Raw genomic sequence first — 16,550 nt, forward strand, 5'->3', positions numbered from 1 at the left:
GAAGGGATGCGGTGTCACATCCGGACGCGGGGTCCCTCGCCCGTCGACCAGGTGCGCTCGTGCTCGATCCGGGAGACCGAGACGACCTCGGTGCCACGGATGACCACCTCGGTCGGGGCCGGCCGGCCGAGGAACATCAGCAGGCTCGCGGTGGGTCCGTAGGCGCCGGCGTTCGGGATCGCGACGGTGTCGCCGATCGCCAGGTCGGGCAGGGCGATCTCCCGGCCCAGCACGTCGCCGGGCGTGCACAGCGGCCCGACCAGGCTGGCCTTGCGGGTCGGTTCGGCGTCCGGCTGCACCGCCACCGGCAGCAGCCGGCCCAGGCCGGACATCCCGCCGAAGGTGTTGATCCCGGCGTCGGCGATCACGAAGGACCGGCCGCGGCTCTCCTTGATGTTGATCACCCGGGTGATCAGGGTGCCGGACGCGCCGACCAGGTAGCGGCCGGACTCGCAGGCCAGCTGCGGGCTGCCGGTGCGCCACTCCGGGAAGTGCAGGTCGAGCGCGGCGGACAGCTCGTCGCGCAGCTTCGGGTACGACGCCCGGGCGCCCGGCACCGCGTACGGCACGGAGAACCCGCCGCCGATGTCGAGGAACCGCAGCGGCAGGTCGTGCTCGGCGCACAGCTCGGCCGCCACGCTCAGCGTGTGCCGGAACTCGCCGATCAGGCTCTCCTCGTCCCGCGCGTTGCTGAGCGGGAAGAAGTGCAGGCCGGCCAGCTCGGTGCCGGGCACCGCGCGCAGCGCCGGCATCTGCTCGGCGAGGGTCTCGCTGTCCAGGCCGAACTGCGACGGGGTGCCGGTCATCCGGATGCTGGTGGTGGCCGAGGCGGCCACGTGGTTGATCCGCAGCAGCGCCTGGGCGACGACGCCCTGCCGCTGGGCGGCGGCGCCGATGTGCTGCAGGTCGGTGAGCGACTCGACGGAGAACATCCGGACGCCGGCCAGCAGCGCCACGTCCAGCTCGCCGTCGGTCTTGCCGGGGCCGGTGTAGAGGGTGGTCGCCGGGTCGTGCCCGGCGGCGACCGACACGGCCAGCTCGCCGGTCGAGCTGACCTCGGTGCGGCAGCCGTGGCCGGGCGTGCCCTTGAGCGCGGTGAGCAGCTCCGGGTGCGAGTTGGCCTTGACCGCGAAGAACAGCTCGAACTCGGCGGGCAGCGCGCCCAGCAGCTCGTCGCGGGCCGCCTCCACCTCGTCCAGGTCGTAGACGAACAGCGGGGTGCCGTAGTCGGCGGCGAGCCGGTCGGCGAAGTCCTTGGACAGGCTCATCAGTCGTTCTCCAGCATCTCGACGAGGGCCTGCCGGGCGTTCTTGCCGTGCAGGGTGAGCGGGAAGGTCTCCAGGACCCGGCAGACGGCCGGCACCTTGGCCGGTTCCAGGCGTGCCGCGAGCTCCTTGACGACCACCTTCGGGGCCAGGTCCGACTCGACGAAGATGGTCAGGTCGTGGCCGTTGCCGGGCGGCACCGCGGCGGCGGCGCGGACCCCGCCGATGTCCATCGCGGCGGCCTCGATCTCGGTGGTGCTCATCCGGATGCCGCGGCGCTTGAACATGTCGTCGCGGCGGCCCTCGAAGTACAGGTAGCCGTCGGCGTCGACGCTGCCGTAGTCGCCGGTGTGCAGGCGCAGCTCGCCGGCGGCGGTGCGCCGGAACGTCTTCGCGGACAGCTCGGGCAGCCGCCAGTAGCCGGGCATCACGTGCGGGCCCTCGACGCAGATCTCGCCGACCGTGCCGGCCGGCACCTCCACGCCGTCGGCGTCCAGGACCCGGACGGTGGTGCCGCGGAACGGCCGGCCGACCGAGTCGGGGCGGTCGCGGTCCTCCTCCGGGGGCATCACGGTGATCCGCTTGCACTCGGTCTGGCCGTACTGGCGGACCACCCGGACCCCGGGGAACGTCGCGCGCAGCGTCTCGATGGTGGCCGCCGGCAGCGCCGCGCCGGTGTTGCTGATCAGCCGGACCGGCGGCATCGGGTCCTCGGAGCGCTTGGCCAGCAGCGTGATCATGGTGGCCAGCGACGGCACGATCGGCACCACGGTGGTGCCGGTCTCCCGCATCCGGCGCAGCAGGACCAGGTCGGACTCGTTGTCGGCGAGCACGATCTCGGACCGGCCGAGCGCGCAGAGCAGCACCTTGTAGAGGCCGTAGTCCCAGGACAGCGGGAAGCGGCAGAACACCACGTCGTCCGGGCGGTAGTCCATCTCCGCCTGGATCGCCCGGGAGGCGAAGGTGACCTGGGCGTGCGGGGCCATCACCGCCTTGGGCCGGGCGGTGCTGCCGGAGGTGTAGATCAGCGCGGCCAGGTCGGTCGGCCGCACCTGGGTGGTCCGCGGCGAGCGCGGGCCGCGGGACAGGTGCAGGATGTCCAGGGCGACGTCGTCGAAGTCGTGGACCGGCGCGACGTCGAGCTCCTTGAGGTTCTCGGCCAGCTCCGGGGTGGCGATGATCAGCGCCGGGTCGGCGTCGCGGACCACCGAGGCCAGGTGGAACTGCTTCATCGACTTGTTGATCGGGACCAGGACCGCGCCGGCCCGGGACGCGCCGTAGAACATCGCGACCAGCTCGATGCGGGTCGGCGACTGGACCAGGACCCGCTCGCCGGGGCTCACGTTCTGCGCCCGCAGCCAGGTGGCGAACGCGTGCGCGCGGTTGGCGAGCTGGGCGTACGTCCAGCGACTGGTCGCGTCCCGGACCGCCCACCGGGTCGGCGAGTCGTGCTCGGCGTCGTCGAGGAGCTCGTGCACCAGCTGGTTCATGACCGTTCTCCTGTCCTGAGCTGGGAGGTCGCCTCCGCGGTGAGCCGCAGCCGGTCGATCTTCTTGTTGGTGTTCAGCGGGAACTCGGTGACGTGCCGGTAGTGCCGCGGGACCATCTGCGCGGGCACGGTGCGCCCGATGTGGCGGGCCAGCGCGGCCGGCGCCTGCTTCGCGCCGGTGTAGAAGACGAGCAGCTCGGTGGTGCCGCCGACGGCCGCGCCCACGGTGACCGCGTCCTCCACGCCGGGGGCGCTGCGGGCCGCGTGGTCCATCTCGCCCAGCTCGACGCGCAGCCCGTGCACCTGGACCTGGGAGTCGGCCCGGCCCAGGTAGACCAGCTCGCCACCGGCCACCTCGGCGACCAGGTCGCCGGTGCGGTAGTAGACGCGCCCGTCCAGCTCCAGGTAGCGGCCGGCGTCGTGGCGCGGGTCGAGGTAGCCGGCCGACAGCTGCGGGCCGGCGATGCACAGCTCGCCGTCGACGATCCGCTGGTCGTGCCCGTCGTGCAGGTGGCCGAGCGGGACCACGCCGTTCACGCCGATCGCCGTGGAGACCGCCGGGGACCAGGTGTGCCGGTGCGTGGTGATGGTGATCTCGGTGGGGCCGTAGACGTTGACCACCGACGAGTTCGGCGCCGCGGCCTGCCAGTCGGCGGTGTCGGTGAAGCGCAGCGCCTCGCCGCCGAAGTACGTCCAGCGCAGCGTCGGCATCGCGCCGGGCTTGAGCCGCCCGGTGCGCCGGACCAGGCCGATCGTGCTGGGTGCGGAGAACCACACGGTCACGCCCTGCTCGGTGACGAACCTCGGCAGGTCCCGGTAGTGCGGGCCGAGCACCGCGACCAGCCGGGCGCCGGCGCCCCACGCGCACCACAGGTCGGAGACGGCCGAGTCCCAGTTCAGGTTCGCGGCCTGGGAGAAGACGTCGTCGGCGGTGAAGTCGTACCAGCTGTCCATCAGGTCGAAGTAGTGGTTCAGGTTCGCGTGGCTGAGCCGGACGCCCTTCGGGGTGCCGGTCGAGCCGGAGGTGAACAGGATGTAGGCGATGTCGCGCGGGTCCGGCCGGAACGGCTCGTCCAGCCGGTGCTCCGGCACCGTCACGATCGGCCGGGTCACGTCCGCCTGGCCCGCCGCCACCAGCACCGGCAGGTCGACCCCGAGTTCGCGCAGCTTCGGCAGCAGTTCGGCGCCCTCCGCGTCGACGAACAGGGCGCGCACGCCGGCCGCGCGGATCATCTCGACCAGGCGGGCGGCCGGGAAGTCGGTCAGCATCGGCGCCGCGGTGGCGCCGGCATAGAGACAGGACAGAATTCCGAGGTACGCCTCCACACCGCGACCCGCGAGCACGGCGATCGGGGCCGGGCGGGGCAGGACCCGGCGCAGCGAACCGGCGTACTGCAGCGCCAGCTCGTGCGCCTCGGTGTAGCTGACCGTGCGGTCGCCGGCCTGGATCGCCGTACCGTCAGGGTTGGTTCTGAGGCCGCGCCCGAAGCGGGCATGGACCCCGCCGGGGGCTCCCCCGGCCGGGGTCACCGGTCCGGGGGAGGCCACCATGTCGAGCGTCGTCATGAGACTGTCTCGACCATCTTCGACACGCCGTCCCAGAGGGCTCCGGGGGTGGCAAAGGTCTGCATGTTCAACATGTCGTCACGGAAGCGCACGTCGTACTCGGCCTCCAGGACGCCCATCATCTCGATGATTCCCATCGAGTCCAGGCCGAGATCGCGCAGGCTGGTGTCCGCCTCGAGCTGCTCGTCGGCCTCCAGGAACGGAACGAACCGGCGCAGGATCTCCTCGAACTTGGCATCCCACATGTCACTGGCTCCTTGGTTGTGTGGTGAACGGATCAGGCCGCGACGCGTCGGCGCGGCTGCATCACGGAACGGGGATTGGCCGGTACGACCGTGAACGCCCCGGTCGTGCACGGCACCCGGGTGAACAGGCTGTCCGCGCCGGCCACCAGCAGCGTCCCGACACCCAGGCCGCGCAGCGTGGCGACGACGTCCGGCCAGCGCACCGGGCGGACGAAGCCGTCCAGCAGCCACTCGCGGACCTCGGCGCCGGTGCCGCGCGGCTTGCCGTCGAGGTCGGCGATCAGCGGGACCACCGGGTCGGCGAACCGCATCCCGGCGATCACCTCGGCCTCGGCGCGGCGCCGCAGCTCCCCGAAGGCGCGGGAGTGCATCGGCGGGCGCAGCGTGTAGAGCGGCAGGCCGCCGGCCGCGCGCAGCCCCTGCTCCAGCCAGCCGAGCCGGTGCTCGCGCAGCGACAGCATGGTGAAGTCGACGTCGACGTAGCAGGAGATGTCGTACCACTCGCCGGCCTCGTCGAGCTCGGCGAGCAGCTCGGCGAGCAGCGCCGGCGGGGTCCGGGCGAAGGACTGGGTGACCACGTCGGTGTGGCTGGTGGCGAAGTAGTCGGTCATCAGGCCGGCGAACCCGGCGGTCATGGTGACCGCGTCGGCGAAGTCGAGCGCGCCGGCCCAGACCGCGGCGGCCTTGCCCCCGAAGCTGGGGCCGGTGACCGCGACCGGAGCCGCGTCGCTCCGGTCGGCGTGCCAGTCGGCCAGGGCCAGGCAGTTCACCAGGAAGGCGAGCTGCGCGGCCGGGCTGTAGTCGCCCGGGGTCTCGCGGTAACGGCGGACCAGCGAGTACCCGAGCACCCGGTCGGCCTCGGCGACCCGGCGGCGGGCGAACGGATTCGCCACCATGAACCGGGAAACCTCGTCGAATGACGTCGGGCCCATTCCGGGGAATACCAATGCCGTTGCGTTCCGGATTTCCTCGGACATCTCCGTGATCCCCATTCCAGTCAACTCTTGCATTTCAATAATCCGCTGGCCGGGGGCCGTAGATAAGCCCCTAGCGCCCCTATCCGAGAAGCCATTCGTCGACGACCCGCGCGGTGGTGTCCACATCGGATTCGACGAGGGTGAAATGGGTGCCCGGAACCGTCCGGACGGCGTCCGCGCCGTCCCAGGTGGCCTGCCACGAGGTGTCCCCGGCCGGCTGCTCCACGAACGAGTCGGCGGCCTGCACGAACAGCACCGGGGCGCGCACCGGCTCCTTCTCGAAGTCGGGCAGCAGGTCGACGTACCGGCCGAACGCGGACAGCTGGGCGCTGTCGAACGGGCCGAACGTGACCTCCTTCTCCGGGATGGCCATCGCCATGTGCCCGAAGATCCCGTCGTGCTCGGCCCGCACCGGGTAGCTGTCGAGCAGCACCACCCCGCTGACCGCGGCGCCTTCCCGCTCCAGGTGGGCGGCGGTCGCGTGGGCCAGCAGACCCCCGGAGGAGAAGCCGAGCAGGACGAACGGCTCCCCCTCGGCGGCGGCCAGGACCGCGGCGGCCAGCACCCGCACCGCCGCGTCGAACGAGGCCGGAACCGGCTCGTCGCGCCCGAACCCGGGCGTCGGCAGCGCGGTGACGTGCCGGCCACCGGTGAGCCGGGCGGCCAGCCGGGCGTGCTGGTGCACCCCGCCGGCGATGGTCGGCGTACTCAGGCAGATCAGCCGGGGCACGTCCCCGGTCCCGGCGGCCAGCGTGACCGGCGCCGGCAGCGGCGAGTCCGCCGGGCCGTCGAACGCCGGTCGCAGATCGGCGACGCTCTTCAACATGGCCAGCGCGGGCTGCAGCCGTCCGGCCAACACCCCGTCCAGGAACAGCTGGTAGAGCGTGTCCGGGGCGGACCGCGGCCGCTCGATCGCGGCGCCGGTCCCGGCCAGCGCCGGGTCGGCCTGGACGACCCGGGCCAGCTCGGCCGGGGTCTTCGCGTCGAACACCGCCATCGCCGGCAGCGACAGCTCCAGCGCCGCGTTGATCCGGTTGCGCAGCTCGACCGCGGTCAGCGAGTCGAACCCGGACTCCAGGAAACCGCGCTCCGGCTCGACGTCCGCCGGGCCGCTGTAGCCGAGGATCTCCGCCGCCCAGCCGCGCACCAGATGGGTGAGCTGCGCCAGCTGCGCCTCGTCGGCCAGGCCCCGCAGGGTGGTCAGCGGCGAGCCGGCGGCCCGGGTCGCGGCCGCCTTCGGACGCGCCGCCGGGACCAGGCCACGCAGCAGCGCGGGCAGCTCGTCGGTGCGCTTGCGCAGCGCCGCGCGGTCGATCGGCATCGGCACCAGGTGCCCGCGGCCATCGGCGACCGCGCGGTCGAGCAGGGTGAGCGCGTCGGCGGCCGGCAGCGCGGGCAGGCCGAGCCGGTCCATCCGCTGCCGGTGGCCGTCGTCCATCAGGCTGGTCAGCCCGGTGTCGGCCTGCCACAGGCCGTAGCTGAGCGCGGTGGCCGGCAGCCCGTTCGCCCGCCGGTGGGCGGCGAGCCCGTCGAGGTAGACGTTCGCGGCCGCGTAGTTGCCCTGCCCGGCCGCCAGCACCAGGCCGCCGGCCGAGGAGAACAGCACGAACGCGGTCAGCGGGCGGTCCCTGGTCAGCTCGTGCAGGTGCCGGGCGGCGTCCGCCTTCGGGGCCAGGACGCGGCGGACCTGGTCGGCGGTCAGGTCGGCGACCAGGCCGTTCGAGGCGATGCCGGCGGCGTGAACAATTCCGGTCAGGCCGTCGCCAATTCGCTCCACCAGCGCCGCCAGGGCGCCACGGTCGGCGACGTCGCAGGCAACGGCCTCGGCTGCGCCGCCGAGATCCGCGAGGCGGGCGGTCAATTCCGCCGCGCCGGGCGCGTCCGGGCCGCGACGAGAGGTCAAAATCAGCTTGCGTACGCCGTGAGCGCGCACCAGATGCTCAGCCACGAGCGCGCCGAGCCCACCCGTCCCGCCGGTGATCAGCACCGTCCCGTCCGGGTCCCAGACCGGCCGCTCCCCCACCTCGGCCGAGGCGGGCGTCAGACGCGGCACCAGGGCGACCTCGTCGCGCAGCGCGGCCTCGGGCTCCCCCGACGCCAGGACCCGGCCGAGGGTCGCGTCGGTGACCGCGCCGTCGGCGTCCAGCAGCACGAACCGGTTCGGGTTCTCCGCCTGCGCGGCCCGGACCAGGCCCCACACCGGGGCGACCGCCGTGTCCACGTCCTCGCCCGGCCGGGCCGCGACCGCGTTGCGGGTCAGCACGACCAGCTTGGACGCGGCCAGCTCCGGTCGGCCGAGCCACGCCTGGATCAACTCCAGGGCAGCGACCGTGGCGTCGGCCGGCAGCGCGCCGCCGACCTCGACCACGATCGCGTCGGCCACCGGTGCCTCGCGGATATCGGTGGCCCGGACGATCGTCGCGGTACCGGACGTGGTCGACGGGGCCGGACTCCAGACGATCTCGAAGAGGGCGCGGGCGGCGGAGTCGGTGGCGGGGGCGGCGGTGACCGGGCGCAGGGTCATCGAGCGGACCGACGCCACCGGGGCGCCGGACTCGTCGGCCAGGTCCAGGGAGACCGAGGTGGCGCCGGTCGGGGCCAGCCGCACCCGGACCGCGTCGACCCCGGCGGCGTGCAGGGTGACGCCCTCCCAGGAGAACGGCATCAGCGTGCCCGGGTCGCTCTCCCCCTCGCCGAGCGCGCCGAAGCCGAGCCCGTGCATGGTCGCGTCGAGCAGCGCCGGGTGAATCCCGAACCGGCGTGCCTCGGCGCGGGCCTGCTCCGGCACGGCCACCTCGGCGTAGACGACGCCGTCCCGGCGCCACGCCGCGCGCAACGCCTGGAACGTCGGCCCGTAGCCGTAGCCCCGGTCCTGCAGCGTGCCGTAGAGATCGGAGACGTCGACCGGCTCCGCGCCCGGCGGCGGCCACTCGGTCAGATCGGCGGAGCCGGTGGCCGCGTCGTTCGCCGGGTGGGCGGTGGCGGTGGCGAGGAAGCCGGTGGCGTGCTGGGACCACTCGTCGGCGCCGGCGTCGGCGCGCGAGTAGACCGTGAGCGGGTGGCGGCCGGCCTGGTCCGGGCCGTCCACGACGACCTGCACGGCGACCGTGCCGGGGCCGGGGAAGACCAGCGGGGCCTGCAGGGTCAACTCGTCGACCAGGTCGCAGCCGACCTCGTCGCCGGCCCGCAGCGCGAGCTCGACGAACGCGGTACCGGGCAGCAGCACGTCCCCGAGCACCTGGTGGTCGGCGACCCACGGCGTGGCGCCGACCGACAGCCGGCCGGTCAGCACGACCCCGCCGGAACGCGGGGTGGCGACGACCGCGCCGAGCAGCGGGTGGCCGGCGCCGGTGACGCCGATCGAGGTGGGGTCGGTGGCCGGCTCGTCGTCGAGCAGCCAGAAGTGGCGGTGGTCGAAGGCGTAGGTGGGCAGCTCGGTGCGGCGGGCACCGGTCCCCTCGAACGGGCCGGCCCAGTCGACGGCGACGCCGCTGGTGGCCAGGCCGTTCAGGAGCTCGAACTCCTCCGGCCGGGTGCGGTGCTGCAGCGCGATGAACGTGGCGTCGTCGGTGATCTGCCGGCCGAGCCCGGTCAGCGTGGCGTCGGGGCCGGCTTCCAGGAAGGTGGTCACGCCCCGGCCGAGCAGGTCGGTGACGATGTCGTGGAAGCGGACGGTGTTGCGGACGTGCCCGACCCAGTAGTCCGGATCGGTCACGTCGCCGACGGTGATGACCGGGATGGTCGGCGCGCTGTAGGAGATTTCGCGGGCGATTTGTCCGAACTCCGCCAGCATCGGCTCCATCAGGTGCGAGTGGAACGCATGCGAGGTGTTCAGCCGGGTGGCCTTCACACCGCCCAGCGCCGCCACGACCTCGTCGACCCGGTCCGAAATTCCCGACAAAACCGTGGAGGCCGGGCCGTTGATCGCCGCGATGTCGACGCCGTCGACCAACTGAATCGTGCTCTCCGGAGCGGCCACCGCGACCATCACACCCCCGGCCGGCAGCGCCTGCATCAGCCGACCACGCGCGGTCACCAACTTCACCGCGTCGTCGAGCGAGAAGACACCCGCGACGTGAGCTGCGGCGATCTCCCCGATCGAATGCCCGGCGAGATAGTCCGGCTTGACTCCCCACGACTCCAAGAGCCGGTAAAGGGCTACCTCGAACCCGAAGACCGCCGGCTGCGTGTTCCCGGTCTGCGCCAACTCCTGCTCGGACAGCTCCCAGGGCGCCGGAAGACCGGTCGCGTCAAAAGCTGCCGCGAACACCGGGAAGCGCTCGTAGAGGTCGCGGCCCATGCCCAGGCGCTGCGAACCCTGACCGGTGAAGAGGAGCGCCAGCTTGCCGCTGTCGACCGATCCGGTCACCGCGCCGAGGGCCGCGATCACCTCCGCCCGGTCCCGCCCGACGACGACCGCCTGGTGGCCGAGCGCCGCCCGGGTCGTCACCGTCGAGAACCCGACGTCGAGAAGGTCCAGGTCGGGCCGAGCCGCCAGGTGCCCACCGAGTCGCGCGGCCTGCCTGACCAGCGCATCCGCCTTGCGAGCCCGCAGCACCACCGGCACCACGACGTCCGCACGACGCGGCGTGGCGGCCGGGACCGCGATCGGGCCCTGCTCGATGATCACGTGCGCGTTGGTGCCGCTGATCCCGAACGACGACACCGCGGCCCGGCGGGGCCGGTCCACGGCCGGCCAGTCGACCGCGTCGGTGACCAGCTCGACGCTGCCGGCCGTCCAGTCCACCATCGGCGACGGCTCGTCCACGTGCAGCGTCTTCGGCACCACGCCGTGCCGCATCGCCTCGACCATCTTGATGATCCCGGCGACCCCGGCCGCGGCCTGGGTGTGCCCGATGTTCGACTTGATCGACCCGAGCAGCAGCGGCGTCGCCCGGTCCTGACCATAGGTCGCGAGCAGCGCCTGCGCCTCGATCGGATCACCGAGCGTGGTGCCGGTGCCGTGCGCCTCGACCACGTCGACCTGGTCGGCGGTCAGCCCGGCCGAGGCCAGCGCGGCCCGGATCACCCGGCGCTGCGACGGCCCGTTCGGCGCGCTGAACCCGTTGCTGGCGCCGTCCTGGTTGACCGCCGAGCCACGGATCACCGCGAGCACCTCGTGCCCGTTGCGCCGCGCGTCCGACAGTCGTTCCAGCACGAGCAGGCCGGCGCCCTCGCCCCAGCCGGTGCCGTCCGCGGCGCCGGCGAACGCCTTGATCCGGCCGTCCGGCGCGAGCCCGCGCTGCCGGCTGAACTCGACGAACATCGCCGGGGTGGCCATCACCGCGACCCCGCCGGCCAGCGCGAGTGAGCACTCGCCGCTGCGCAGCGACTGCATCGCGAAGTGCAGCGACACCAGCGACGACGAGCAGGCGGTGTCGACGCTGATCGCCGGTCCCTCCAGGCCCAGCGTGTACGCGATCCGCCCGGACACCAGCGAGCCGCCGGTGCTGTCCACGCCGTAGTCGTGGTACATCAGCCCGACGAACACCCCGGTCGAGCTGCCGCGCAGCGAGTTCGGGTCGACGCCGGCGCGTTCCAGGGCCTCCCACGCGGTCTCCAGCAGCAGCCGCTGCTGCGGGTCCATCAGGATCGCCTCGTTCGGGCTGATCCCGAAGAACGCCGGGTCGAAGCGGGCCGCGTCGTAGAGGAAGCCGCCCTCGTTCGCGTAGGTCTTGCCGGGCTTGCCGGGCTCCGGGTCGAACACCGCCGGGTCCCAGCCGCGGTCGGCCGGGAAGTCGCCGAGCGCGTCGACGCCGCCGGCGACCAGGCGCCACAGGTCCTCGGGCGAGGCGACCCCGCCCGGGTAGCGGCAGGCCATGCTGACGATCGCGATCGGGTCGTCGTCGCGGGGCTTCGGGGTGGCGGCCGGGGCGGGCAGCGGTTCCACGTCCGTACCGGAAATGGTCTCCAGGATGTGCCGGGCGACCGCGACCGCGCTGGGGTGGTCGAAGACCAGCGTGGGCGAGAGCCGCAGGCCGGTCGCGGTGTTCAGCACGTTGCGCAGCTCGACCGCGGAGAGCGAGTCGAAGCCCAGGTCCTTGAACGCCCGGTCGGCGGCGACCGCGTCGGCGCCGGCGTGCCCGAGGACCGCGGCGACCTGCCCGCGGACCAGTTCCAGAACGGTCGTCTCGCGGTCGGCGGGGTCGAGGCCGGCCAGTTCGCGGGCCAGCGAGGAGCCGCTCCCGGCCGGTCCGGCGGTGCGCCGGCGCGCCGCCGGGACCAGGCCACGCAGCAGCGCCGGCAGCTCGTCGGTGCGTTTGCGCAGCGCCTGCCGGTCGACCGGGACGGCGACCAGGGCCGCGAGCCCGCTGCCGACCGCCCGGTCGAGCAGCGTGAGCGCGTCGGCGGTGGGCAGCGCGGGCAGGCCGAGCCGGTCCATCCGCTGCAGGTGGCTGTCGTCCATCTGGCTGCTCATGCCGGTCTCGGCCTGCCACAGGCCGTAGGCGACGGCGGTGGCCGGCAGCCCGGCCGCGCGGCGGTGCTCGGCGAGCGCGTCCAGGAACACGTTGGCCGCGGCGTAGTTGCCCTGCCCGGCCGCGAGCACCAGGCCGCCGGCCGAGGAGAACAGCACGAACGCGGTCAGCGGCAGGTCGCGGGTCAGCTCGTGCAGGTGCCAGCCGGCGTCCACCTTGGGGGTGAAGACCAGGTCGATGTGCTCGGTGGTCAGATCCACGGCCATGCCGTTGGCGGCGACGCCGGCGGCGTGCACGACCCCGGTCAGGCCTGATCCGATCCGGTCGATCAGCGCCTGCAGGGCGTCGCGGTCGGCGACGTCGCAGGCGACGATCTCGGCTTCGCCGCCGAGATCCGCGAGGCGGGCGGTCAATGCCGCCGCGCCGGGCGCGTCCGGGCCGCGACGGGAAGTCAGAACCAGCTTGCGTACGCCGTGCGCCCGCACCAGATGCTCAGCCACGATCGCGCCGAGCCCACCCGTCCCGCCGGTGATCAACACGGTCCCGTCCGCGTCCCAGACCGGACCGGCCTCGACCGTCCGGGGCGCGAGTCGCGGCACCCGGACCTGCCCGGCCCGCACCGCCAGCTCCGGTTCCCCGGTCGCCAGGGCCTGGGCGAGGATCCCGTCGGTGACGTCGCCGTCGGTGTCCAGCAGCACGAACCGGTCCGGGTTCTCCGCCTGCGCGGCCCGGATCAGGCCCCACACCGGCGCGACGGCCGGGTCGATCGGGTCGCCGTCCTGCACGGTGACCGCGTCCCGGGTCCGCACGACCAGCCGGGAGCCGGCCAGGCGCGGCTCGGCGAGCCAGCGCTGCACCAGGTCGAGCGCCTCGACGGTGACCGCCCGGGCCCGCTGCGGGACCGTGCCATCGGTGGGAGCGGCGATCTCGGCGAGCACCACCGGGGGCTGCGCGTCGGGGTCCAGGTCGGCGTACCGGACCCAGGTGGTGTTGCCGGCGACCGCGCCCGGGGCGGGCAGCCAGTCGATGCCGAACAGCGCCTGGTCGGCGCCGGCCGCCGCGGGGGCCAACTGGGCCGGCGACACCGGGCGGGAGACCAGCGAGCCGACGGTCAGCACCGGGCGGCCGTGCTCGTCGGCGACCGCGAACGACATGCTGTCGGTGGTCGGGGTGACGATCCGGACCCGGACCGCGGCGGCCCCGGCGGCGTGCAGGGTGACGTCGTTCCAGGCGAACGGCAGCAGGGTCTGCTCGCCCTCGGCGGCCTCCCGGTCACCGAGCATCGCGGCGTGCATCGACGCGTCCAGCAGCGCCGGGTGCACGCCGTAGGCGGCCGCCTCCTCGTGCCCGGACGCCGGCAGCGCGACCTCGGCGAACAGCTCGTCGCCGCGGCGCCAGGCGGCCCGCAGGCCCTGGAACATCGGGCCGTAGGCGTAGCCGAGGTCCAGCAGCTTCTCGTACGCCCCGGTCACCGCGACCGGCTCGGCGCCCGGCGGCGGCCAGGCCACCAGGTCCGGCGCGGTCGCGGCGGCGGCGACGCCGAGCACCCCGGCGGCGTGCTGCACCCAGGGCTGGTCCGGGCCGTCGGCCCGGGAGAAGATCTCGACGGTACGGCGGCCGGCCGCGTCCGCCCCACCGACGACGACCTGCAGGGTGGCCCCGCCGTCGGCCCCGGTCAGCACCAGCGGCGCCCGCAGGGTCAGCTCCTCCAGCGACTCGCAGCCGACCTCCTCGCCGGCCCGCAGCGCGAGCTCGACGAAGCCGGTCCCGGGCAGCAGCACGCTGCCGAGCACCTCGTGGTCGGCGACCCACGGGTGCCGGTCGAGCGAGAGCCGGCCGGTCAGCACCAGCCCACCGGACTGCGGGGCGGCGACCACCGCGCCGAGCAGCGGGTGCTCGAAGCGGGTCAGCCCGGCCGCGGTCAGCCGGCGGGCGGCGCCCCCGGTCCAGGCGTCGCTGAAGTCCCACTCGTCGATCCAGAACCGCTGGTGGTCGAAGGCGTACGAGGGCAGGTCGACCGGCCGGCCGGCGGGCAGCAGCGCGGTCCAGTCGACCGGCACGCCCCGGGTCCAGGCGCCGGCCACGCCGGTGAGCAGCTCGCGCTCCTCGGACCGGTCCCGGCGCTGCAGCGCGAGCACGGCCACGCCGTCATCGGCAATGTCATGGTCCAGGCTCTGCCGGGCCATCCCGGTCAGCACCGCGTCCGGCCCGACCTCGAGGAACGTGCGCACCCCGGCGGCGCGCAGGGTGGTCACCGTGTCGGCGAAGCGGACCGCCTCGCGCACGTGCCGCACCCAGTAGCCGGCGGTCGCGATCACCTCGGGGTCGGCGATCGCGCCGGTGACGTCGGAGACCACCGGGATCGCCGGCGGGTGGAAGGTGATGCCGCGCAGCGCCTCGGCGAACTCGTGCAGCATCGGGTCCATCAGGTGCGAGTGGAACGCGTGCGAGACGTTCAGCGCGGTCGACCGGACGTCCAGCCGGACCACCAGCGCCTCGACCGCCTCCCGGGTACCGGAGACCACCACCGCGCCGGGCGCGTTGATCGCCGCGATGTCCACGTCCGGGGTCAGCAGCGGGCGGACCCGCTCCTCGGGCGCGGCGACCGCGACCATCGCGCCGCCGACCGGCAGCGCCTGCATCAGCCGGCCGCGCGCGGCGACCAGGCGGCCCGCGTCGGCCAGCGAGAACACCCCGGCCACGTGCGCCGCGGCGACCTCACCGATCGAGTGCCCGGCCAGGTAGTCGGGCTGGACGCCCCAGGACTCGATCAGCCGGTAGAGCGCGACCTCGAAGGCGAAGACCGCGGCCTGGGTGTGGACCGTCTGCGCCAGGTCGGTGCGGGAGGTGCCCCAGGCAATGTCCTTGATCGGCAGGCCGGTCGCGGCCACCGCCGCGTCGAACGCCGCCGCGAACACCGGGAAGCGCTCGGCCAGCTCGCGGCCCATCCCGAGGCGCTGCGAGCCCTGGCCGGTGAACAGCACCGCGACGCCGCCGCCGGTGACCGTGCCGGTCACGGCCGGGGTCGCGCCGGTCAGAGCGGCGACGACCTCGTCGGTGCCGGCGCCGAGCGCGACGGTCCGGTGCTCGAACACCGCCCGCCCGGTGACCAGCGCGCGGGCCGTGCCGGCCAGCGGCGCACCGCCGGCGAGCAGGCCGGCCAGCCGCTGGGCCTGGCCGGTCAGCGCGGTCGCGGTCTTCGCGGTGACGGTGATCGGGGTCAGCGTGTGGGTGACCGGCGCGACCGGCTCGGCCGGCTCCTCGGCCGGGGCCTGCTCGATGATGACGTGCGCGTTCGTACCGCTGATCCCGAACGACGAGATGCCGGCCCGGCGCGGCTGGTCGGTCTCCGGCCAGGCGACCGGCTCGGTGAGCAGCTTGACGTTGCCGGCCGTCCAGTCGACGACCGGGGTGGGGGTGTCGACGTGCAGGGTGCGCGGCATGACGCCGTGCCGGATCGCCTGGACCAGCTTGATGATCCCGGCGACCCCGGCCGCCGACTGGGTGTGCCCGATGTTCGACTTGATCGAGCCGAGCCACAGCGGCCGGTCCTCGGGACGCTCCTGCCCGTACGTGGCCAGCAGCGCCTGCGCCTCGATCGGGTCGCCCAGCGTGGTGCCGGTGCCGTGCGCCTCGACCAGGTCCACCTGGTCCGGGCTGAGCTGCGCGCTGGCCAGCGCGGCGGCGATCACCCGGCGTTGGGAGGGGCCGTTCGGCGCGCTGAACCCGTTGCTGGCGCCGTCCTGGTTGACCGCCGAGCCGCGGACCACGGCGAGCACCCGGTGGCCCTTGCGGCGGGCCTCGGCGAGCCGCTCGACGATCAGGACGCCGGCGCCCTCGCCCCACGACGTGCCGTCCGCGCCCCCGGCGAACGACTTGCACCGCCCGTCCGGGGCCAGCCCGCGCTGCCGGCTGAACTCGACGAACACCTCGGGGGTGGCCATCACCGCGACGCCGCCGACCAGGGCCAGCTCGCACTCGCCGGAGCGCAGCGCCTGGATCGCCCAGTGCAGCGCGACAAGCGACGACGAGCAGGCGGTGTCGACCGTGACGGCCGGGCCCTCCAGGCCGAGCACGTACGAGATCCGCCCGGAGGCGTTCGCGCCGGTGCTGTTGTTGGCCGCGTAGTCGTGGTACATCATCCCGGCGAAGACCCCGGTCGAGCCGCCCTTGAGGGTGGCCGGGTCGATCCCGGCGTGCTCGAACGCCTCCCACGACGTCTCCAGCAGCAGCCGCTGCTGCGGGTCCATCAGCAGCGCCTCGTTCGGGCTGATCCCGAAGAACGCCGGGTCGAAGTCGCCCGCGTCGTGCAGGAAGCCGCCGTGCTTGCTGTAGGTGTGCCCGACCTTGCCCGGCTCGGGGTCGAAGACGCCGTCGACGTCCCACCCGCGGTTGTCCGGGAACTCGGAGATCGCGTCGACGCCGTCGTCGACCAGCTTCCACAGGTCGTCGGCGGAGGCGACCCCGCCGGGGTACCGGCAGGCCATCCCGACGATCGCGATCGGCTCGCGAGCCGCCGCGGTGAGCTTGCGGTTCTGCGTCCGCAGCCGTTCGGTCTCCTTGAGCGACGCCCGCAGCGCCTGGATCACCTT

6 protein-coding genes are annotated in these 16,550 nt (G+C 74.0%); all 6 read right to left on the reverse strand.

What is annotated here, in order from left to right; genetic code table 11:
- Positions 1 to 14: 14 nt before the first annotated feature.
- The 6 genes from L3i22_RS41500 to L3i22_RS41525 all read right to left on the reverse strand — a co-directional run bounded on the left by L3i22_RS41500 (position 15) and on the right by L3i22_RS41525 (position 16,547).
- Positions 15 to 1,268 carry a type III PLP-dependent enzyme gene (locus L3i22_RS41500; RefSeq protein WP_221322911.1) on the reverse strand — a complete coding sequence of 418 codons (1,254 nt, stop codon included), beginning with the start codon at positions 1,266 to 1,268 and terminating at the stop codon, positions 15 to 17.
- The gene (locus L3i22_RS41505; RefSeq protein ID WP_221322912.1) at positions 1,268 to 2,755 is read right to left on the reverse strand and encodes a class I adenylate-forming enzyme family protein; all 1,488 of its coding nucleotides are present in this window, start codon (positions 2,753 to 2,755) and stop codon (positions 1,268 to 1,270) included. The genes L3i22_RS41500 and L3i22_RS41505 overlap by 1 nt, the downstream gene beginning before the upstream one ends.
- A complete protein-coding gene (locus L3i22_RS41510; RefSeq protein WP_255657565.1) occupies positions 2,752 to 4,320 on the reverse strand; it encodes an AMP-binding protein in 1,569 nt (522 codons plus the stop codon). The genes L3i22_RS41505 and L3i22_RS41510 overlap by 4 nt, the downstream gene beginning before the upstream one ends.
- The gene (locus tag L3i22_RS41515; protein WP_221322913.1) at positions 4,317 to 4,565 is read right to left on the reverse strand and encodes a phosphopantetheine-binding protein; all 249 of its coding nucleotides are present in this window, start codon (positions 4,563 to 4,565) and stop codon (positions 4,317 to 4,319) included. The genes L3i22_RS41510 and L3i22_RS41515 overlap by 4 nt, the downstream gene beginning before the upstream one ends.
- 32 nt (positions 4,566 to 4,597) lie before the next feature.
- Positions 4,598 to 5,497 carry an ACP S-malonyltransferase gene (locus tag L3i22_RS41520; RefSeq protein ID WP_255657566.1) on the reverse strand — a complete coding sequence of 300 codons (900 nt, stop codon included), beginning with the start codon at positions 5,495 to 5,497 and terminating at the stop codon, positions 4,598 to 4,600.
- A gap of 124 nt (positions 5,498 to 5,621) precedes the next feature.
- Positions 5,622 to 16,547, reverse strand: a complete 10,926-nt coding sequence (locus tag L3i22_RS41525; RefSeq protein WP_370644564.1) for an SDR family NAD(P)-dependent oxidoreductase — start codon at positions 16,545 to 16,547, stop codon at positions 5,622 to 5,624.
- Positions 16,548 to 16,550 lie beyond the last annotated feature (3 nt).

Source organism: Actinoplanes sp. L3-i22 (assembly GCF_019704555.1).
Taxonomy (GTDB): domain Bacteria; phylum Actinomycetota; class Actinomycetes; order Mycobacteriales; family Micromonosporaceae; genus Actinoplanes.